The 19,203-nt window shown below is 68.1% G+C and carries 20 protein-coding genes; 11 read left to right on the forward strand and 9 right to left on the reverse strand.

Annotation, left to right across the window (positions count from 1 at the left end; genetic code table 11):
* Nucleotides 1-25 precede the first annotated feature (25 nt).
* Nucleotides 26-1,267, reverse strand: a complete 1,242-nt coding sequence (locus ACYVN4_RS06170) for an ROK family protein (RefSeq protein WP_460718233.1) — start codon at nt 1,265-1,267, stop codon at nt 26-28.
* A 155-nt stretch (nt 1,268-1,422) separates the two neighbouring features.
* Here ACYVN4_RS06170 and ACYVN4_RS06175 point away from each other — a divergent pair, with 155 nt between their 5' ends.
* The 8 genes from ACYVN4_RS06175 to dgoD all read left to right on the forward strand — a co-directional run bounded on the left by ACYVN4_RS06175 (nt 1,423) and on the right by dgoD (nt 9,700).
* Entirely contained in the window at nt 1,423-2,472 is a 1,050-nt protein-coding gene (locus ACYVN4_RS06175; protein ID WP_460718234.1) for a substrate-binding domain-containing protein, read from the forward strand.
* Nucleotides 2,463-3,974, forward strand: a complete 1,512-nt coding sequence (locus tag ACYVN4_RS06180; protein ID WP_460718235.1) for a sugar ABC transporter ATP-binding protein — start codon at nt 2,463-2,465, stop codon at nt 3,972-3,974. Before ACYVN4_RS06175 ends, ACYVN4_RS06180 begins: the two co-directional genes overlap by 10 nt.
* Nucleotides 3,975-3,980: 6 nt before the next feature.
* Nucleotides 3,981-5,048 carry an ABC transporter permease gene (locus ACYVN4_RS06185; protein WP_460718236.1) on the forward strand — a complete coding sequence of 356 codons (1,068 nt, stop codon included), beginning with the start codon at nt 3,981-3,983 and terminating at the stop codon, nt 5,046-5,048.
* Between the two features lie 19 nt (nt 5,049-5,067).
* A complete protein-coding gene (locus ACYVN4_RS06190; protein ID WP_460718237.1) occupies nt 5,068-6,087 on the forward strand; it encodes an SMP-30/gluconolactonase/LRE family protein in 1,020 nt (339 codons plus the stop codon).
* A 97-nt stretch (nt 6,088-6,184) separates the two neighbouring features.
* On the forward strand, nt 6,185-6,823 hold the full coding sequence (locus tag ACYVN4_RS06195) for a bifunctional 4-hydroxy-2-oxoglutarate aldolase/2-dehydro-3-deoxy-phosphogluconate aldolase (protein ID WP_460718238.1): 639 nt from the start codon (nt 6,185-6,187) through the stop codon (nt 6,821-6,823).
* Nucleotides 6,820-7,785 carry a sugar kinase gene (locus ACYVN4_RS06200; protein ID WP_460718239.1) on the forward strand — a complete coding sequence of 322 codons (966 nt, stop codon included), beginning with the start codon at nt 6,820-6,822 and terminating at the stop codon, nt 7,783-7,785. The genes ACYVN4_RS06195 and ACYVN4_RS06200 overlap by 4 nt, the downstream gene beginning before the upstream one ends.
* Before the next feature lie 17 nt (nt 7,786-7,802).
* Entirely contained in the window at nt 7,803-8,558 is a 756-nt protein-coding gene (locus tag ACYVN4_RS06205; RefSeq protein ID WP_460718240.1) for an SDR family NAD(P)-dependent oxidoreductase, read from the forward strand.
* Entirely contained in the window at nt 8,555-9,700 is a 1,146-nt protein-coding gene (dgoD, locus tag ACYVN4_RS06210) for a galactonate dehydratase (protein WP_460718241.1), read from the forward strand. Before ACYVN4_RS06205 ends, dgoD begins: the two co-directional genes overlap by 4 nt.
* 1 nt (nt 9,701) lies before the next feature.
* Here the strand turns inward: dgoD and ACYVN4_RS06215 are convergent, their stop codons facing one another.
* Nucleotides 9,702-10,622, reverse strand: a complete 921-nt coding sequence (locus ACYVN4_RS06215; RefSeq protein WP_460718242.1) for a DUF4436 family protein — start codon at nt 10,620-10,622, stop codon at nt 9,702-9,704.
* 123 nt (nt 10,623-10,745) lie between these two features.
* Here ACYVN4_RS06215 and ACYVN4_RS06220 point away from each other — a divergent pair, with 123 nt between their 5' ends.
* Complete coding sequence (locus ACYVN4_RS06220; RefSeq protein ID WP_460718243.1) at nt 10,746-11,465, forward strand: TIGR00645 family protein; 720 nt, start codon at nt 10,746-10,748, stop codon at nt 11,463-11,465.
* A gap of 92 nt (nt 11,466-11,557) precedes the next feature.
* Here the strand turns inward: ACYVN4_RS06220 and ACYVN4_RS06225 are convergent, their stop codons facing one another.
* The 5 genes from ACYVN4_RS06225 to ACYVN4_RS06245 form a co-directional block, all read right to left on the reverse strand.
* Entirely contained in the window at nt 11,558-12,454 is an 897-nt protein-coding gene (locus tag ACYVN4_RS06225; RefSeq protein WP_460718244.1) for a CHAD domain-containing protein, read from the reverse strand.
* Nucleotides 12,455-13,411 (reverse strand): prolyl aminopeptidase, encoded by a 957-nt coding sequence (pip, locus tag ACYVN4_RS06230; protein WP_460718245.1) that lies wholly within the window; start codon nt 13,409-13,411, stop codon nt 12,455-12,457. It abuts the gene before it with no gap.
* On the reverse strand, nt 13,411-13,872 hold the full coding sequence (locus tag ACYVN4_RS06235; protein ID WP_460718246.1) for a hypothetical protein: 462 nt from the start codon (nt 13,870-13,872) through the stop codon (nt 13,411-13,413). The genes pip and ACYVN4_RS06235 overlap by 1 nt, the downstream gene beginning before the upstream one ends.
* A gap of 180 nt (nt 13,873-14,052) precedes the next feature.
* Entirely contained in the window at nt 14,053-14,907 is an 855-nt protein-coding gene (gene panB, locus ACYVN4_RS06240) for a 3-methyl-2-oxobutanoate hydroxymethyltransferase (protein WP_460718247.1), read from the reverse strand.
* A 107-nt stretch (nt 14,908-15,014) separates the two neighbouring features.
* The gene (locus ACYVN4_RS06245; protein ID WP_460718248.1) at nt 15,015-15,572 is read right to left on the reverse strand and encodes a TetR/AcrR family transcriptional regulator; all 558 of its coding nucleotides are present in this window, start codon (nt 15,570-15,572) and stop codon (nt 15,015-15,017) included.
* A 103-nt stretch (nt 15,573-15,675) separates the two neighbouring features.
* Here ACYVN4_RS06245 and ACYVN4_RS06250 point away from each other — a divergent pair, with 103 nt between their 5' ends.
* Complete coding sequence (locus ACYVN4_RS06250) at nt 15,676-16,077, forward strand: DUF6463 family protein (protein ID WP_460718249.1); 402 nt, start codon at nt 15,676-15,678, stop codon at nt 16,075-16,077.
* Here ACYVN4_RS06250 and ACYVN4_RS06255 read toward each other — a convergent pair.
* Nucleotides 16,063-16,992: a CE1 family esterase gene (locus ACYVN4_RS06255; RefSeq protein ID WP_460718250.1), complete on the reverse strand. Its 930-nt coding sequence runs from the start codon at nt 16,990-16,992 to the stop codon at nt 16,063-16,065. The two genes, ACYVN4_RS06250 and ACYVN4_RS06255, sit on opposite strands and share 15 nt — an antisense overlap.
* 127 nt (nt 16,993-17,119) lie before the next feature.
* Here ACYVN4_RS06255 and ACYVN4_RS06260 point away from each other — a divergent pair, with 127 nt between their 5' ends.
* Nucleotides 17,120-17,863: an SDR family NAD(P)-dependent oxidoreductase gene (locus ACYVN4_RS06260; protein WP_460718251.1), complete on the forward strand. Its 744-nt coding sequence runs from the start codon at nt 17,120-17,122 to the stop codon at nt 17,861-17,863.
* A gap of 5 nt (nt 17,864-17,868) precedes the next feature.
* On the opposite strand, the gene ACYVN4_RS06265 is transcribed toward ACYVN4_RS06260, so the two are convergent.
* Nucleotides 17,869-19,002: a S1C family serine protease gene (locus ACYVN4_RS06265; protein WP_460718252.1), complete on the reverse strand. Its 1,134-nt coding sequence runs from the start codon at nt 19,000-19,002 to the stop codon at nt 17,869-17,871.
* Nucleotides 19,003-19,203 lie beyond the last annotated feature (201 nt).

Genomic DNA, 19,203 nt, shown 5'->3' on the forward strand with positions numbered 1-19,203 from the left:
CCGTCCGGTGCGTGTCGCGGACGGGTCAGGCGGGGGTGGAGGTTTCGGGGCGGCGGGAGCGGCGGGCGGCGACCGAGGTGAAGGTTTCGCGGTCGGCGAGGAAGCCTTCCAGGGCGAAGGTTGCCGCGCCGAGGCTGGAGGGGTTGTGGGGGAGGGTGTCCAGTTCGAGGGTGACGGCGGCGAAGGGGGCGGACATGGCGTGGTGGGCGGCGGCGCGGCGGGTGGATTCCAGTAGGGGAGTGCCGAGTTGGCGGGCGACCAGGTCGCCGAAGACCATGCGGCGGGGGTTGAACAGATTCACCAGGTTGGCGATGGCGACGCCCAGATATTGGCCGGTCTTGTCGATGACGGCCAGGGCCACCGGGTCGTGGCGGGCCGCGGCCGCCGCCACCGCCGCGATGGTGGCCGCGTCATCCTCGGCGAGAAGCACACTGGCGGAGTCGATCTCGCGCAGCGTCGCGGTGATGCCGGGGGCGCTGACATACGCCTCGACGCAGCCGTTGCGGCCGCAGGTGCAGGCGCGGCCGTCGAGGACGAGATTCGTGTGCCCCCATTCGCCCGCGCTGTTGGTGACGCCGCGGTACAGCATGCCGTCGATCACCACGCCGATGCCGACGCCCGCGCGCAGGGTGACCACGATGAGGTCGTCGACATCGCGGCCCGCGCCGAACCACAGTTGTGCCGCCGTGCTCGCCTTGAGCGGGTTGTCCAGGTAGAGCGGATACGGAAGCCGCTGTTCCAGCAGGGTTTTGAGCGGCACGTCGCGCCAGTGCCAGTACGGTGAGAACACCGAGGTCCCGGTTTCCGGCTCGACCAGGCCGGGCACGCTCAGGCCGATACCGAGAACCTTGTCGGCAGCATCGGCGAGGACCTCGCCGATGCCGTGCACGATGAGCTCGACGATGTCGTCCGGGGTGGTGGCGGCCGGATCGACGGGAATCTCACTCGATCGCAGCACCGTCATGGCCAGATCGAAAACGTCCACGTGGATGCTGGTTTCGGCGATGTCGACGCCGATCAGCCGCCCGCGATCCGGGTTGATCGCCAGCTGTGCGCGCGGCCGCCCGATGCCCGGCGCCTCGTAGCCGAGTTCGGCGAGCACCCCCACCTCGAGCAGTTCGGCGATCATGTTGCCGACCGTCGCGAACGAGAGCCCGGTGGCCTGCGCGATCTCCTGCCGACTGGTGTGCCCGGCGGCGGCGTACACCGCCTGCAGCACGCAGAACCTGTTGCGGCGCCGGATATCCCGCGCGGTCAGCTGGTACACGGGCCCGCTCACTCCTTCTCGCCGTTGCCGCGAAGATACCGGGGCACTTCGCCAATTTACTTCTCTCAACAGTATTTACAATAGTTATCCGAAGTCCTACTGTAACCGGCATCACTAGCGACGCCAACTGTGTGGCAGATCACCTAGGAGTGCTCATGTCCTGGACCCACCGACGCCGATGGACCAGCACGATCGTCTGTGCGGCCGCCCTGACCCTGGCCGCGAGCGCCTGCTCGTCCGGCAAGGATTCCGGCTCGAATACCGCAGGCCCGCAGCACGATACGGGCTCCATCAGCCTGGTCTACGCGCAGAAGCAGGGCGATCAGGAGTACTTCATCGGCGAGGCCGACGGCGCCAAGGCCAAGGCCAAGGAGCTCGGCGTCGACCTGAAGGTGGTCAACCTCGGCAATGACGCCAACAAGGCCGTGACCGAGGTGCAGAACGCGGTGAACCAGAAGGCCAATGGCGTCATCGTGGTGGTGCCCGATCCCTCGGTCGGCCCGCAGGTCGCGCAGCTGGCCAAGTCGGGCGGCGTAGCCCTGCTCACCTCCGACGACCAGGTCTGCACCAATGGCCCGGATCCGTCGTCCTGCGCCAAGGACAATCTGGTGCCGCGCGTCGGATTCAGTGGCACGCAAATGGGAACCGAGGTCGGCACCCGCGCGGGCCAGGACTTCAAGAAGCTGGGCTGGAAGCCGGAGGAGACCGCGATCGTCGACGCCTGGAAGCAGGACGTCACCGTCTGCACCGACCGGGTGAAGGCGAACCAGGCGGCGTTCAAGGATGCTTCGGGCGCGGACGTGAAGGTGATCGAGGTCGGCACCGACAACACGCCGTCGGATGCGCAGAACAAGATCTCCGCGACGGTGGCGGGCAATCGGTCGGTGAAGAACTGGATCGTCATGGGATGCAATGACGAGAATGTCAGCGGCGGTGTCTCGGCCATCCAGAACGCTGGCTACTCCGCCGACAATGTGCTCGGGGTCGGCCTCGGTGCGTACCTGGCCTGCAAGGAATGGAAGGGCGGCAAGCCCACCGGTTTCAAGGCGGCGCTGTTCATCAATGGCAAGGATGTCGGCGCACTGGCCGTGCAGACCATGGTCGACTACCTGAAGAACGGAAAGGCCATGCCAGCCGAGGCATTCGCGCCGACCCAGATGGTGGACGCCAGCAACTGGCAGCAGGCGGGCGTCACGTGCAGCTGACGGGACTGCGGGTGGCCGGGCTCGCCAAGGGTTTCGCCGGGGTGCCGGCGCTGCGCGAGGTGAGCCTGGACTTCCCGGCCGGAGTGGTGACGGCGTTGATGGGGGAGAACGGGGCGGGCAAGTCCACGCTCATCAAGATCCTCGGCGGCGACCACCGGCCCGACGGCGGCAGCCTCGAACTCGACGGTGTGGCATTGGAATTGAGCAGTCCCGCCGATGCGCGGGCGGCGGGCATCCGGGTGATCGGGCAGGAACCGGAGATCGTGCCGCACGTCTCGGTCGCCGAGAACGTGTACCTGGGCTCGCTGCCGCGTCGGGCGGGGCGGCTGTTGGATCGGGCGGCGCTGCGGGCGCGCATGCGCGCCGATCTGGAGCGGCTCGGCTTCGACCGGGACCTCGACCCGGAGACGCTCGGCTCGAAACTGACTGCCGCGCAACGGCAGCTGGTGGAGATCATGCGGGCGCTGACCACTGACGCCAAGGTCATCGCCTTCGACGAACCCACCTCCTCGCTCTCCGATCACGAGACCGAATCACTGTTCGCGCTGATCGGGCGACTGCGTGATCGCGGCCTCGCGGTGATCTACGTGTCCCACCGGATGCGGGAGATCTTCCAGCTGGCCGACCGGGTCGCGGTATTGCGCGACGGCGCGCTGGTCGGGGTGCGCGAGATCGCCGATACCGACGAGCAGGAGATCGTCCGCATGATGGTCGGGCGAGATCTGTCGACGGTGTTCGCGCGCAAGCATTCCGAGCTCGGGCGGGTGCTGCTCGAGGTGGACCGGGTCACCACCGACGATGTGCAGGACGTGAGCCTGCGGGTGCGGGCCGGTGAGGTGGTGGCGCTGGCCGGGCTGGTCGGCGCGGGCCGCTCCGAACTGGCCGGGGCGCTCGCGGGCGACCTGCCGATCCGGTCCGGGGAAGTGCGCATCGACGGTAACCGGGTGCGGTTGCGGCAACCGCGCGATGCGGTGCGGGCCGGGATGGGCTACGCGCCGGAGGAACGCAAGGCGCAGGCGCTGCTGCTGCATCGCGGTGTGCGCGACAATATCTCGCTGGCCATGCTGGATCGGCTGCGGCGCTGGCGGTTCATCCGCCGGGGCGCGGAACGCCAGCTCGCGCTCGAATATGTCGAATCCCTGCGCGTGCGAACACCTTCCATCGAGCAGGAGGTGCGCAAGCTCTCCGGCGGCAATCAGCAGAAGGTGGTGCTGGCGCGCTGGCTGGCCCGCAAACCGACGGTGCTGATCCTCGACGAGCCCACGCGCGGTGTCGATGTCGGCGCGAAGGTCGAGATCTACCACGTCATCGAGGAATTGGCCGAGTCCGGCGTGGCGGTGCTGGTGATCTCGTCGGAACTCCCGGAGGTGCTCGGGCTGGCCGACCGCATCGTCGTCATGCAGCAGGGCCGGGTGACCGGCGAACTCGACCGTGCCGACGCCACCGAGGAGGCGATCCTCGCCCTCGCCATGGCCAATGACCTGACCGCGCAGCGAACGTAGGAAGACATGACCGACCAGAGAATCGAATCGATCACCGACACAGCGGTTCCCACGCCGCCGCCGGGATTCGCCCGCTACCTGGGCGGCCTGTCCGGCATCACCCCGCGCCGGGTGATCCGCGGCATCGGCACCGGCAATCTCAGCCTGATCGGCGCGCTGGTGGTGGTCGTGGCCATCTTCGCCTGGCTCAACGACGGCTACCTCGATCCCCGCAATATCGCCGGAATCGGTGACGCGGTCACGGTTTTCGGGCTGCTCGCCGTGGTGCAGACCGTGGTCATCATCTGCGGCGCGCTGGACATCTCGGTCGGCTCGCAGGCCGGGGTCGCCTCGGTGATCAGCGCCATGGCCTTCACCTCGGCCGGGAGCAATGCCTTCGTCGGCATGCTCGCCGCGGTCGGCGTCGGGTTGGTGCTGGGCCTGGCCAACGGCCTCATCATCGTCTACGGCCGAGTCAATCCGGTGATCGCGACGCTGGCCACGCTGGCCGCGTACAAGGGCCTCGCCCAATTGATCTCGGGCGGCAAGGCGCAGGGATTCGTCCTCGACAACGACGTCTTCATCTTCCTGGCCCGCGGCAAGATTCTCGGGCTGCCGGTGCCGGTGATCGTCCTCGCGCTGGTCGCGCTCGGCGTGCACGTGCTGCTCAAATACACCGACATCGGCCGCAATATCTACGCCATCGGCGGAAACGACACGGCCGCACGCCTTTCCGGCATCAACATCAACAAGTACCTGATCGCGGTCTACATGCTGGCAGGCGCGGTCGCCGCCATCGCGGGCATCATCCTCACCGCCCGCACCGGTTCCGGCCAGCCCGTCTCCGGCAGCGAGGGCCTCGAACTCAAGGCGATCACTGCCGCCGCCCTCGGCGGCTGCGCCCTCAAGGGTGGCAAGGGCACGGTCGGCGGCACCCTCCTCGCCGTCATCCTCCTCGGCGCCCTCGACAACGGCCTGAACGTGGTCGGCGTCAACACCTTCTGGCAGAACGTCGCCCAGGGCTCCCTCCTGGTCGCGGCCGTGGTGATCCAACAACGCCGCAGCGGCGAACGCGCAGTCGGCCTCCCGACCTAACCCCTGCTCGGAGCACCTGATGGACACGCTGAAAGCACACGTGTGTGCACCCCCGCCCGGCCGCCTCTGCGAAGGCCCGGTCTGGGACCCGCGCACCCAGGAACTCCTGTGGGTCGACATCCGCGCGGGCCACATCCACCGCGCCACCCTGACCGGCAGTACCCCGGACCTGTTCCTCCGCACCACCATCGAACTCGATCCACCGATCAGCGCGGTGCTGCCGTGCGCCTCCGGTGGCCTGCTGGCGACGGCGGGCGACGCCATTCTCCGAATCGACCCGTCACCCCGTCATTCCGGCGCGCTTTTGGCCGGAATCCACCCCGCAACTGTGGATCCCGGCCAAGAACACGCCGGGATGACGGAGGGTTCCGACGCCGGGACAGCGGGTGCGGACCAGAGCCGGGCCGCCGGACTTCTTGCGCGAGTGCCGCTGGTCGAGGACGGGGTGCGGAGTCGGCTCAATGACGCGAAGGTCGATCCGCGGGGCAGACTGCTGGCGGGGACGATGGCGGAGGAAGACGGCGTCGGTGGTTCGGCGCTCTACCGGGTCGATCCGGACGGGTCCCTCAGCACCCTGCGCACAGGTGTCACCATCTCGAATGGACTCGGTTGGAGCCCCGACGGATGCACCCTCTACTACGCCGACAGCCCCACCCACCGCGTGGATGCCTACGACTACGACCTCGACTCCGGAACCCTCGGTGCGGGACGGCCATTCGCGTACTTCGCCGACGGCGAGCCGGACGGACTGACCGTTGATGCGGCGGGCAATGTCTGGGTGGCCGTCTGGGGTGCGGGCCAGGTGCGCGCCTTCGATCCGGGCGGAACACACCGCGCGACAGTAGAAGTCGGCCCCTCCCAGGTGTCGAGTTGCGCCTTCGCGGGTCCCGATCTCGACGTCCTGGTCATCACCACGGCGGCCGAACGCGAGGCCGCCGGAGAACCCCATGCGGGCAGCCTGTTCACCTGCGTTCCCGGCGTGACCGGCCGCCCCGAGACTCCGTTCGACGACGAAAAGCTGGTTTCGACAGATGAGTGATGAGACATCGGCAGGGTCGAGCGCGGCCCGTTCGGACGTTCGCTCCGCGCTTCGGCTCGTGAGCTCCGGGGAGGCGGACCGCCATGATTCGGGAACCGTGACCGCTGCTCCGCCCTCGGATGCGCCCACGGTCGATCCGTTGCGGCTCGCGGTTCCGGTCATCGCGATTCTGCGTGCGCCGAAGGCGGATCGGTTCGCGGAGGTGGCCGCGGCGCTGCACGAATCCGGCATCACCGCTGTGGAATTCACGCTGAACTCCGCGGGGGCGTTGGACGCGGTGCGGGACTGTGCCGGGTTCGCGCACCGGATCGGGGTGGGGACGGTGCTGACCGCGAAGGATGCCGAGCTCGCCGTGGCGGCGGGTGCCGCGTATCTGATCACTCCGGCGGTGATCGAGGAAGTGATCGCGGCCGGGCGGCAGCTCGGGGTGCCGGTGATCTCGGGTGCCTTCACGCCCACCGAGATTCATCGGGCGTGGACGGCGGGAAGCAGCATGGTGAAGGTGTTTCCGGCGAATGTGGGCGGGCCCGGGTATATCCGGGCGGTGCGGGGGCCGCTGCCGGAGATTCCGCTGGTGCCGACCGGCGGGGTGGGGGTGGGTGAGGCTCGCGCGTATCTGGATGCGGGGGCCGCGGCGCTGGGGATCGGTTCGCCGCTCATCGGGGACGCCTGTGCGGGTGGCGATCTCGGGGCGCTGCGCGAGCGTGCTCGACTGCTGCGGGACCAGCTGTCATGAGGGGCGGACTGGTAACGCTCGGCGAGGCGCTCGGCGTGGTCGCGGCGGCCGACCCCGGTCCGCTCGCCCCCGGCGCGGGCATGCGGATGGATTTCGCGGGGGCCGAGGCGACCGTCGCGATCGGAGTCAGCCGGCTCGGCCACCCCAGCAGCTGGATCGGCAGTGTGGGCGCGGACGCGGTGGGGCGCATGATCTTCGATCGACTGCGCGCCGAGCAGGTGGACGTGTCGGGCTGTCGCCTGGATCCGGACCGGCCCACCGCGCTCATGCTGCGCGAGCGCCGCACCGCCGACCGGACCCGGGTCACCTATTACCGGCGCGGTCTGGCAGGCGCGCAGCTCTCGGTCGACCAGATCGACGCGGCCCGGATTACCGCGGCAGGGGTCTTGCACATCACGGGAATCACTCCCGCACTGAGTGATTCGGCCCGCGCGGCGGTCGAGCTGGCGGTCGGGATCGCGGCCGATGCCGGGGTGCCGGTGTCGCTGGACGTCAACTATCGCAGCGCGCTGTGGACGCCCCCCGAGGCCGCCGCCGAATTGGCGAAGCTGGTAGCGCAGGCCGATATTCTCTTCGCCGGACTGGACGAGGCGGCTCTGCTGCTGTGGTTCGCCAGCCCCGACATGGTCCCGGAGGATCTGGCTTCGATGGCCGAATCGCTTGCGGCCCAAGGACCGTCGGAGATCGTGCTCAAGCTCGGATCCGACGGCGCCGCCGCCTGGTCCGACGGGAAACTGCGGCGCGAGGGCGCGGTGCCGGTGACCGCCGTGGACCCGGTCGGCGCCGGGGACGCCTTCGTAGCCGGATACCTCGCCGGGCTGCTCGACGGTGGATCCGTCGCGGAGCGTTTGCGATTGGCCGCGCTGTGCGGCGCGTTCGCGGTCTCGGTGCCCGGCGACTGGGCGGGACTGCCCTATCGCGACGAGCTCGGACTGCTCGACGGAGCCGACATTCAGCGATGATCACGAAGGGGAAGAGCATGAGTCGGCTGACCGACAGGGTTGCCGTCGTCACCGGAGCGGCCTCGGGAATCGGGGCGGCCACCGCGTGGCGGCTGGCGGCGGAAGGTGCGACGGTGGTGATCGCCGATATCGACGAGACCTCGGGACGTGAAGTCGCGGACAAGATTCGGGCGACGGGCGCGCGAGCCGAGTACCGGTGGTGCGATGTCACGCTCGAGGAGTCGTGGGAGGCGTTGCGGGCGCGGGTCAACGACCGGTTCGGACCGGTGGATTTCCTGTGCAGCAATGCTTCCCGGCAGGCGATCATCCCGGCGCACGAGCTCAGCAGGCGGCAGTGGGACGACGGATTGGCGGTCAACCTGACCCCGCTGTTCCTGGGCCTGCGGACCTTCATCGACGATCTGCGCACCAGGCGTGGCAATGTGGTCGCCGTCTCCAGCGTGCACGCCCAGTTCGGGCTGCCCGGCTATCCGGTCTACGCGGCGGCCAAGGGTGGGCTGACCGCGCTGGTGCGACAGCTCGCGGTGGAGTACGGACAGGACCGCATCCGCGTCAACGCCGTCCTGCCCGGCCCGATCCTCACCCCGGTCTGGGACGACGTGGACGACGAGGGACGCGAATTGTCAGCCCGGGCAACGGTTCTGGACCGACTGGGCGCTCCCGAGGAGGTGGCGGCCGCCATCGCCTTCCTCGCCTCCGACGACGCCTCCTTCATCACCGGCGCGAACCTGGTGGTGGACGGCGGCTGGAGCGTGCGAAAGGAATCCCGGTGAAGATCACCGCACTCACCACCTACCTGGTCGCGCCGCGTTGGTGTTTCCTGCGCATCGACACCGACGCGGGCATCACCGGCTGGGGCGAACCCGTCATCGAGGGCCGCGCCCACACCGTGGCCGCCGCCGTCGCCGAACTCGCCGACTATCTCATCGGCGAGGATCCGATGCGGATCGAGGCGCACTGGCAGACCCTCACCAAGGGCGGCTTCTATCGCGGCGGGCCCATCCTGTCGAGCGCGGTCGCGGGCATCGATCAGGCGCTGTGGGACATCACCGGCAAGGCGCTCGGCGTGCCGGTGTGGCAACTGCTGGGCGGGGCGGTGCGCGACCGCATCCGTGTCTACAGCTGGATCGGCGGCGACCGGCCCGACGATGTGGCCGATGCCGCGCTGGAACGAAAAGCCCAGGGGTTCACCGCGATCAAGATGAACGCCTCCGCGGAACTGGAAGCGATCGACACCCCGCGCGCGACCCTCGGCATCGTCGAGCGGGTGGCCGCGGTGCGGGAGGCGGTCGGCGACGAGTTCGATATCGCCGTCGACTTCCACGGCCGGTTGTCGGTCGCCATGGCCCGGCGGGTACTGCCGCTGCTCGAGCCGTACCTGCCGATGTTCGTGGAGGAGCCGCTGGTGCCGGAGGTGAGCGATCGGATCGGTGAGATCACCAGCGCGACAAGCATTCCCATCGCCACCGGCGAAAGGCTTTATTCGCGTTGGGATTTCCTGCCGGTCCTCGAACGCGGTGTGGCCGTGGTGCAGCCGGATCTCTCCCATGCCGGGGGCATCTCCGAGGTTCGACGCATTGCCGCACTGGCCGAGGCCCGCGATATCGCGCTCGCCCCGCACTGCCCGCTCGGCCCGATCGCGTTGGCGGCCAGCCTGCAGGTCGGGTTCGCGACACCGAATCTGCTGATTCAGGAACAGAGCCTGGGCATCCACTACAACACCGGCTCCGACCTGCTCGACTATCTCGTCGACCCCACGGTTTTCGCCTACCGTGACGGCCACGTCGGCCTGCTCACCCGGCCCGGCCTGGGCATCGAGATCGACGCCGAGGCCGTCGCCCGCGCCGCCGAGATCGGGCACCGCTGGCGGAACCCGGTCTGGCAGCGCAGGGACGGCTCGTTCGCCGAATGGTGAATCAGCGCTGCGGAGTAAGCACGCGGAACTGATCCGTCGGGTGCTGCCTGGCCGCCGCCTCCGCCCGTTCCTTCGCCATTTCCACCCGATAGCCGACGATCACGGTGCCGACCAGCGCCGCGGCGATAATGCCCTCCGCGACGAAGAACGAGGTGAAGTCGATGATCGACCCGATCGGCGCGCCACCCGGTACCGCATTGCGCAGCGGCACCAGCGCGAACAGCAGCGCGCCCATCATGGACACGGCCGGGAACATGAGACCCCGCTGCCCTGCCAGCACGTAGTAGCAGGCGATGGCCGCGGCCAACGCCAGACCCAGCATCAGGATCATGATGAACACCGCGAACACCAGCGAGGGGACCGACCGGCTCGCGTGCAGGGTCAGGTCGACACCCGCGTTGTCGGCGTTGGCCTCCGGCGACTCGCTCACCGCGAACATGGTGTCGCCACTGGCCACCGTCGCCGCGGTGGGCAGCCGTTTGTCGCCGTTGAACACGTCGAAGGCCAGCACCGCGTCATAGTTGTCGAACGGATAATCCGTGAGGGTGCCCTCCACCACGACCTTCACCTCGGCGGCGGAAATTGGTTCGCCCGCCTTGATTTTGATCGGGTCGGCCTTGAGCGCCGAGGCGTACAGCAGGGCGTCGGAGGCGAAGCGGCCGTTCTTGTCGGCCAGCGCGCCATGCGGGATGGCCAGCACCTCGACGGTCGCGGTCTGGGTGGCCGGATCGATCTTGCCGACCCAGATATTGAGGTCCACGCGATCCTTGACCTCGCTATTGCCGAAGGGATGCGAAGCCTCCGAGCGGGTTCGGCCCACCTCGTAGGTGGACAGGGCGAGCACCAGACCCACGATGACGGCCGCCGCGATCGCGACGAGCCACAGCGGTCCGCGACGTTTCTGCTGAATTCCGTGTTGCACGCCGCGAACCTATCGGCGCGCCCATCAACGAATGATCAGGAAGACATCAATAGCAGACCGATAGGTCCGGCCTTGATCGATTACTGATCGGTGCTTGATTTCGTGCGTGCTTGATTGGGTCCCATGGCTTTTCCGTATCAGAACCATCAGACCGCGAAAGACCCCCAGGCGGCGCAGCAGCGCAGTCTCGGCTACTTCATCTTCCTGAGCCGCTGGCTGCAGCTACCGCTGTACCTCGGCCTGATCGTGGCGCAGGCCGCCTACGTCTGGCAGTTCCTGCGTGAACTGTGGGATCTGGTGCACGGGCTGTTCGACGACGGCAATGCCGAAACCAGCATCATGCTCGCGGTATTGGGGCTGATCGACGTCGTCATGATCTCCAACCTGCTGATCATGGTGATCGTCGGCGGGTACGAGACCTTCGTGTCGCGGCTGCGCATCGACGGGCACCCGGATCAGCCGGAATGGCTGGCGCAGGTGAACGCCAATGTGCTGAAGGTGAAGCTGGCCATGTCGATCGTCGGCATCTCCTCCATCCACCTGCTCAAGACCTTCATCAGCATCACCAACGACCCCAACCCGGGACAGCACACCGCGCGCTACCTGTGGCCGGTGATCATCCACCTGTCGTTCGTGGTGTCGGCGGTGCTGCTGGCCTGGATCGACCGCATCATGCCGCACGCCGCGCACCACCACGGCCACCACGAGAACGGCGAACACGCACACCAGAACGGCCACGAGACACCGACTCCCGCGCTGCAAGCCCCACACCCCGGCGCGTTCCAGAACCCGCAGTCCGGTGGCTGGGGTAACGGCGACCCGGCGGCCGCGCGCAGCAACTAGGCCCTTCGTCATTCCGGCGTGTAGTTGGCCGGAATCCACCACGGCCTGGTGGATTCCGGCCGAAACCATGCCGGAATGACGAGGTGCTGCGCTCAGCCCAGCGGGTGGTGGCGCAGGAATTCGATGGCGGCCGGGTATTGCTCGAGGGCCTTGGCCGCCGCCGCTTCCTCGGCGGCGCACAGCCTCTCGTAGCCGGACTCGTCGGCGTGGGCGGCGTGGGTGCGCAGCGTCTGCAGGGACTCCACGGCGTCACGATGATCGCCGAGGACACCCTGCAGGCGCTTGGCCTTCTTGCCGAGCTCGGTCGCGGGCTCCCCGAGCACGGCGGTCGCGGCCTCGGCCGAATAGCGCAATCGCTTGGCGGCCTTGCGGATATCGTGCAGATGCTCGACCCGCTCTTCCTCGGTGAGACTGGGCTCCATGCGCACCAGCCGGCGCAGCTCGCGGAAGTCGTGGCGCAGCACCTCGGCGAAGACGTGCTCGGCGGGCTTGCCCGCCTCGGCCGGGCGCAGCGGGGGGTTCGCGATCATCCGGTGTAGTCGATCCAGCAGGCTGCGGTAGCGGCGATGATCGAACGCGTCCACCACCGCCCGGTGCGCCCCGGCGTAGAAGCGGCGCTCGTCGGCCACCAGTTGCTCGCCGAAACCCTTTCTGGGCGCGGACTTCTCGCCCAGCGGCACTGTCTTCTCGTCGAACGGGGCCCCGGTGTCGCCGAGCAGGGCGGCGAAGCGTTCGGCCCGCACCTCGGCGTCCCGCGCCACCCCGAGCAATCCGGCCAGCCAGCGCAGTTCGTCGGTGATCTCACCGACGGGCTTGCGCCGCAGGATTCGGCGATAGGACTTCAGGACGCTGCGCAGTCGCCGGGTGGCGACCCGCATGGAATGCACCGAATCCGGAAGATCCTGGCGCACATCGGGTTCGGCCGTACACAGCCGGTCCACATCGGCGGCTACTGCGTCGACCAAGGCGGGACCGGCTGTGGTACTCATCTACGTCCTGTATTTGTCGGTGGCTTCCACCAGATGGTGGGTGATGCCGGGTTCGAGAGCGGCATGACCGGCGTCGGGCACGATGTGCAATTCCGAAGCGGGCCAGGCCTTGTGTAGATCCCAAGCGCTGGTCGCTGGGCACACCACGTCGTAGCGGCCCTGCACGATCACCCCGGGAATGTGGGCGATGCGGTCGATATCGCGCAGCAGTTGCCCCTCGTCGAGGAAACCGCCATGGACGAAATAGTGGTTCTCGATGCGGGCGAAGGCCAGCGCGAAACGCGGGTCGGCGGTTTCGGCGACCCGATCCGGGTGCGGCAGCAGGGAACTCGTGGAACCCTCCCAGGTCGACCACGCGACGGCCGCGTCGGTGGCGAGGGCATTGTCGGGGGAGTGCAGCAGGCGATGGTAGACCTCCACCAGGTCCTGCTCGCGCTCGGCTTCCGGCACCGGCGCCAGGAACTTCTCCCACTCATCGGGGTACACGTACCCCGCGGAGCCATTGTAATACCAATCGATTTCCTTGCGCCGCAACAGGAATATCCCGCGCAAGACCAACTCGGTGACGCAGTCCGGATGGGCCTGCGCATAGGTCAGCGCCAGCGTGGAACCCCAGGAGCCGCCGAACACCAGCCAGCGCTCGACGCCCAAATGCGTTCGCAGCCTTTCGATGTCGGCGACCAGGTGCCAGGTGGTGTTGTGCTCGAGGCTGGCCCCGTCGGCGATGTGCGGGGTGGACTGACCGCAACCCCGCTGATCGAACACGACGATCTTGTACGCCTGCGGATCGAAGAACTGCCGGTGATACGGCGAGGTGCCGCCGCCCGGTCCGCCGTGCAGGAAGACCGCGGGCTTGCCGTCGGGGTTGCCGCTCACCTCGTAGTAGAGCTGCTGGCCGTCACCGACATCCAGCATGCCCTTCTCGTGGGGCTCGATCGGCGGATACAAAGTGCGCATCAGCCGGCCACCAGCCCCGAGGCCAGATCCGGGATCTCGATCGCCTTGATCGCCTCGCTGCGCACGTCCGGGCAGCTCTTGGTGGTGACCCGATCCACCACGCCACGTTCGTTCGGCAGGAACAGGCCGTTCTGCGCCGCCCACTGGATGACGGTCGCGTTCAGCGACACCTTGTCCATGGTCGGGGTCTGCACCCGCCAATCCGAGAGCTGTGGACGCAGCAGGTCGCACAGCTGCTTGGCCTGATCATCGGTGACGTTCAAACCCGCGCCGTTCGCGCCGGACGTCGGTGCGCCCGTACTGCTCGGTGCGGCCGAGGAGGTGAGCGGTGAGCCCGAGCCTTTCGGCTGCGTCGATCCGGTCGAGGAGTTGTCCCCACAGGCCGCGACCAAGGCGAGAGCGGCCACACCGGCGATCACCAGCGGCGCGCGTCGAACCCAGCGTTTACTTCCACGATCCATGAACTTCCCTTTGGTCGATCCAGCTCGTTGGCTACCGAGTCTGCCACCAAAACCGGGTTGTGGACCGAGAAGGCAGGGGCCGAATACGTGTCGATAGCCGTCGGCTATCGTGATCGACGCCGAAAAACGCCCCCGCGAGAATTCGCGAGGGCGTTCCTGTTCACGCTGTGGCCGCAGCGATCAGTAGCTGTGCTCCGGACCCGGGAACACGCCGCGCCGCACCTCGTCCGCGTAAGTGGCTGCCGCGCTGCGCAACTGGCCACCGACATCGGCGAACTGCTTCACGAACTTGGCGGTCTTGCTGCCGGTGTACCCCACCATGTCCTGCCAGACCAGCACCTGCGCATCGCATTCCACCCCGGCGCCGATGCCGACGGTCGGAATGGTCAGCTTGCGGGTGACCTGCCCGGCCAGCTCGGCGGGCACCATCTCCATCACGACGGAGAAGGCGCCGGCCTCCTGGACCGCGATGGCGTCGGCGATGAGCTGCTCCGCGCCGTCGCCACGACCCTGCACCCGGAAGCCGCCCAGGGTGTTGACGCTCTGCGGGGTGAACCCGATGTGCGCCATCACCGGAATGCCCGCCGCGGTCAGCTTGTGAATGGTGTCGGCGACCCGCTCGCCACCCTCGAGCTTCACCGCGTGCGCGCCGCCCTCCTTCATGAACCGCACCGCCGTGGCGAGTGCCTGCTCGGGCGAGGACTCGTAGCTGCCGAACGGCAGATCCGCGACCACCAGTGCGTGCGGCGCACCCTTGACGACGCCTCGAACCAGCGGAATCAATTCGTCGATGGTGATCGCCACCGTGGTGTCGTAGCCGTACACCACATTCGCGGCGGAATCCCCGACCAGGAGCACCGGGATCCCGGCGTCTTCGAAAATCCGGGCAGTCGAGTAGTCGTACGCGGTCAGCATCGACCACCGCTCACCCGCCTGCTTCATCTGCTGCAAATGCTGCACTCGCATCTTCCGCTTGGCGGGAGTTGCCGGTGCCACAGCGCCATACACAGGCGTTTCCGCATCAGATACGGACATCATCGTCCCTACTTTCGTCGTTCCTCGAGGCCCGTCACCGGGTCCCCGGGTTGCTATGACGCTCCTCAGTCTGCCACCGGCCCCGCTCGCGCCGGAGATGGAATTCCTCACATCGGCGGGCTGAGGACGAGCTCGGCGGCGTGGGCCAGGACCTCGGCGCGGGTGCGGCCGGGATGGTCGGCGGTGAGGAAGGCACTGCCGATGGCCAGGCAGAAGGCGAGCAGGGCGCGGGCCTCGACCTCGTCGGGGTCCGGGCAGACGGCGCCGATCATCTCGCGCGCCAACTGCATTCGCTTGTTGTCCGCACGGCGCACCCGGTCCGCGACGGCCGGATCGCGGCGGGCCCAGTCGCGCAGCGCGAGGTCGACCGGGCGCACCCGCTCGGCGGAGCGAAAGAACTCCCCGACCAGCCAGTTCCGGTCCCGGGCATCCCCGTCCTGCTGCTCGATCCGATCGATCTCCGCATCGACGCTCTCGCGCTCCCAGGCGTCCAGCATCTCCGCCAGCAGCGCCTCCCGATCGGTGAAATACCCGTAGAAGCCGCCCCGCGTCACCCCGAGCCTCTTGGCCAGCACGTCGACCCGCACGGCATCCACCCCGCCCTCGCCCAGCATCCGCAGCCCCTCCTCGATCCACTTCTCCCGTGGCGTCCGCAAAGCGCCCATGCTGTGTCCCACCTCGCTTCCCGGTTCATTGTGCAGTGCTGTACAACAGGTCTACCCTAGTGGTTGTACACAACTGTATAACCAAAGAGTTCGGAGAGAACCGATGATCAAATGGTCAGGTTGGCTCATCACCCTCTGCGGAGCCGGGCACACCATCGGCGCCTTGCTGCAGACCGCTCCCCACTACGCAGGCAACTGGTTCAGCGGCAAACTGTGGCACAACACCGACCCGCTGGCCATGACCCACCCCACCGCCGCATTCTGGTACACCGCATACAGTTTCGGCCCCCCGCTCCTCGCGATCGGCCTGCTCGTGCTCTGGCTCGACCGCCGCGGCATCACCCCGCCGCCCTTCCTCGCCTGGGGTATCGCCGGGTGGACCGTCATCACCGCGATCCTCTCCGGCCCCTCACCCCTACCCCTCCTCCTCATCGCAGCTCTCCTACTCCTGATCGCTGCCCGCCGAACCGCCCAAGCCCAACCGAAGTCGCTATCGGACGCGTAGGTCTGCTGCCGGGGGTAGGTGGCGGTCGTCGGCGGGGGTGAGGAGGGGGAGGGCGAAGCGGCAGATTTCGTCTGCGGCGTCGATGTTGTGGGGGGATTTGCCGAGGAGTGGGGCCAGGAGGGTGGGGACGGGGGCGCCGGGCCAAGTGTGGCCCATGCCGTGGATGGCCCAGGTTTCCACGCGGGCGCCGCCGATGCCGTTGTCGATGGTGCGGCGGGTGACGGCGAGGTCGTTCGGGCCGGGGCCGGCGGGGTGGCGTTCGGCGGTCTCGATGCCGGTGCAGCGGTTCCAGGCGGTCCAGCGGCGGCCGGATTCGGTGAGAGACAGGGTGCGGCCGAGCAATTCGCCGTTGGGGCCGCGGCGTCGGGAGTGGCCGCCGCCGATCGGGACTACCCGGTCGGCGGTTCCGTTCATCAGCATCGCCGATACCGAGTGGCTCGGGCGGAATTCGGTCAAGTCGGCGGGTAGTCCGCCTGCCACCGCACCGAACGCGGCGACCAGATCGGCGGCTTGCAATGCCATGCGGTGAGCCATGAACGCGCCGTTGGAGATTCCGGCGACCAGCACGCCGTCTTCGCGGGTGCCGCATTGTTCGGCGCACCACCACGCGATCGCACGGAGGAAGGTGACGTCGTCGACACCGGCGCGATCACCCGCCGACACCCCGCGCCCGTCGGCCCAACCGCCGCCGAAGGCATCCGGATAGGCCACCGCGATGCCGTAGCGATCCGCGCACGCGTCGAAACCGGTGCCGCGCCGAGCTCTCGCCTCGGAGTACCGCTGCAGCGGCCCGAATAGCGACGAGCGATTGCCGTGCAGCACCACCGCCAGCGGCATGTCCGGGCCCCGCTGGGCGGGCAAACGCAGCGCGAACGATCTCCGTCGCCCGTCGACCTGCACTTCTATGTTCGTCATCGATCCCTGTTGAATACGTGCAGGATGCCTCCGCAATTCACCCACACATTACCGGCGCCCCTGAGTGAAAATTCAATCGATCCAACAAAATTGGCCCAAACATGATTCGGCGATCAGGGGAGAGACGATGGCAAGGCTTGCGGTGGTGACCGGTGGCGGGACCGGGATCGGGAAGGCGGTGGCGCACAGGCTGGCGGGTGATGGCGCGTCGGTGATCATCGTTGGGCGGCGGGCGGCGGTGCTGGAAAGCGCTGCCAAGGAGATCAATACGAGTGTTGGGGGTGAACGGGTTACCACCGCCACCGCTGATCTCACCGAGCCGCAGCAGGTTCGGGACGTGGTCGAGACGATCAGGGCGGTCGGGGTCGTCGATGTGCTGGTCAACAATGCGGGTACCAGTCTGGCGTTCGATCCGGCCGATCTGGACAACCTGGCGGCCGTGTATACCGAGACTTTCCGGCTGAATGTGCTTACGGCGGTTCTACTGACCGAAGCGCTTGCGCCGCATATGGCTACGCCCGGTGGGCGGATTGTCGCGGTGAGCTCGATCGCGGGATTGCGCGGTTCCGGTCCTTACGGGGCTGCGAAGGCCGCGCTGCACGGGTGGGCGCTGGGGCTGGCGCAACAGCTTGCCCCGCAAGGCATCACCGTCAATGTAGTGGCTCCCGGGTTCGTGCCCGCCACCGAATTCTGGACCGGTCGGTTGACTCCGGAGATCGAAGCCGAACGGGCGGCGCAGATTCCGCTGGGACGCGCCGGAACACCGGAGGATGTGGCCGCGGGGATCGCCCATCTCACCTCCGCGGAGGCGGGATGGACGACCGGTCAGATCCTGCAGATCAACGGCGGAGCTGTACTCGGCCGCGGCTGAATCGGCTAACCGACGGGGCCCTTGGCGAGTTGGACTTGGGCGGACTGGGTTTGGCCGGTCGCGTCGGTCCACTTCAGGGTGACGGTGTCGCCCGGGTGGTGCTGGTCCATTGTGTTGGTCAGGTCGGTGGCCGAGGTGACCGTGTGGCTGTCCACGGCGGTGATGGTGTCGCGGGCTTGCAGGCCGAGCTGGTCGGCCGGGCCGCCCTGGACGACGCCGCGGATCTGCGCGCCGCCCGCGGTGGAGGTCACCGAGACGCCGATGAAAGCGGTGTCGCCGATGTGGATCACGTCGCTGGACTGGCCCGCCTCGATCTTCTTGGCGACCGTCAGTGCCTTGTTGATCGGGATAGCGAAGCCCTGGCCGCCGCCGTTGTTGAAGCGGAAGCCCTTGGACGCGGCGGTATCCATGCCGACGACCTGACCGGCCGAATTGACCAGCGGGCCACCGGAATCGCCGGGCTCGATATTGGCGGCGATCTGGATCAGACCGGTGAGTTGCTCGGAGCTGCCGGTGGAGTCGTCGCTGGCGGTGATGGCCTGATCGAGCCCGGTCACCTTGCCCGCGGCCGCGGTCGGCGTGCCGCGCCCGCCCGCATTGCCGACCCCGACCACCGGATCGCCGACCCCGACCTTGTCGGAATCGCCGAGCGGCGCAGTCTGCAGACCGGACGCTCCGGTCAGTTTGATGACGGCCATGTCCTCGGTGCGATCGAAGCCGAGCACGACCGCGTCATAGGTCTGCCCGTTGCCCAGATCGGTGACCGTGATCTTGGTAGCGCCCTCCACCACATGGTTGTTGGTGAGCACGATGCCGTCCGAACTCAGCACGATGCCGGTGCCCGCGCCCTCCCCGCTCTGCAGGCCGAGTTCGGTGTTCACGTCCACGATGCCCGGCACCACGGTCTGCGCGGCCGCGTCGAGATCGGCTGCGGGCGTGGAGAAGTCGACCGGCTGGCTCTGCGTCACCTGCCCCGGCGACTGCGCGACCGGCGTGCCCGGAACCAGTGTGTTCGGCCCGCAGGCCACCAGGCCCAGGGTGGCGGCCAGTGCGATGGCCGCGGCGGCAGCGGCCCGAATGGTGCGTGAGCGCGTCGAACCCGCGGCGGAGCGGTCCGGCGACTGTGGTTGCACGTTCATGACGTCCCTCGTAAGTAGAGCCCCCAGTTGCTTCCCATTAAGCATGCGGTTTCTGAGAGCGGCCTGGGGACTAACCGTGTGAACACCCACGTACCGCGTGGAGTCGGCTCCGAACCTCTACCGTCGCAGTTCCGTGCCATCGGTCAGGTCGTGCGGTCCTCGGTGACGTTGCGCACAGGCGCGCGAGCCGCGATGTAAACG

The organism is Nocardia heshunensis, assembly GCF_054782115.1.

Excerpts from the sequence above, each read along its gene's own strand:
- ACYVN4_RS06225 (WP_460718244.1), bottom strand. The coding sequence starts at position 12,454 with ATGAGTACCACAGCCGGTCCCGCCTTGGTCGACGCAGTAGCCGCCGAT.
- pip (WP_460718245.1), bottom strand. The coding sequence starts at position 13,411 with ATGCGCACTTTGTATCCGCCGATCGAGCCCCACGAGAAGGGCATGCTG.
- ACYVN4_RS06220 (WP_460718243.1), top strand. The coding sequence starts at position 10,746 with ATGGCTTTTCCGTATCAGAACCATCAGACCGCGAAAGACCCCCAGGCG.
- ACYVN4_RS06260 (WP_460718251.1), top strand. The coding sequence starts at position 17,120 with ATGGCAAGGCTTGCGGTGGTGACCGGTGGCGGGACCGGGATCGGGAAG.
- ACYVN4_RS06190 (WP_460718237.1), top strand. The coding sequence starts at position 5,068 with ATGGACACGCTGAAAGCACACGTGTGTGCACCCCCGCCCGGCCGCCTC.
- panB (WP_460718247.1), bottom strand. The coding sequence starts at position 14,907 with ATGTCCGTATCTGATGCGGAAACGCCTGTGTATGGCGCTGTGGCACCG.
- ACYVN4_RS06235 (WP_460718246.1), bottom strand. The coding sequence starts at position 13,872 with ATGGATCGTGGAAGTAAACGCTGGGTTCGACGCGCGCCGCTGGTGATC.
- ACYVN4_RS06250 (WP_460718249.1), top strand. The coding sequence starts at position 15,676 with ATGATCAAATGGTCAGGTTGGCTCATCACCCTCTGCGGAGCCGGGCAC.
- ACYVN4_RS06175 (WP_460718234.1), top strand. The coding sequence starts at position 1,423 with ATGTCCTGGACCCACCGACGCCGATGGACCAGCACGATCGTCTGTGCG.
- ACYVN4_RS06255 (WP_460718250.1), bottom strand. The coding sequence starts at position 16,992 with ATGACGAACATAGAAGTGCAGGTCGACGGGCGACGGAGATCGTTCGCG.
- ACYVN4_RS06265 (WP_460718252.1), bottom strand. The coding sequence starts at position 19,002 with ATGAACGTGCAACCACAGTCGCCGGACCGCTCCGCCGCGGGTTCGACG.
- ACYVN4_RS06205 (WP_460718240.1), top strand. The coding sequence starts at position 7,803 with ATGAGTCGGCTGACCGACAGGGTTGCCGTCGTCACCGGAGCGGCCTCG.
- ACYVN4_RS06245 (WP_460718248.1), bottom strand. The coding sequence starts at position 15,572 with ATGGGCGCTTTGCGGACGCCACGGGAGAAGTGGATCGAGGAGGGGCTG.
- ACYVN4_RS06200 (WP_460718239.1), top strand. The coding sequence starts at position 6,820 with ATGAGGGGCGGACTGGTAACGCTCGGCGAGGCGCTCGGCGTGGTCGCG.
- ACYVN4_RS06185 (WP_460718236.1), top strand. The coding sequence starts at position 3,981 with ATGACCGACCAGAGAATCGAATCGATCACCGACACAGCGGTTCCCACG.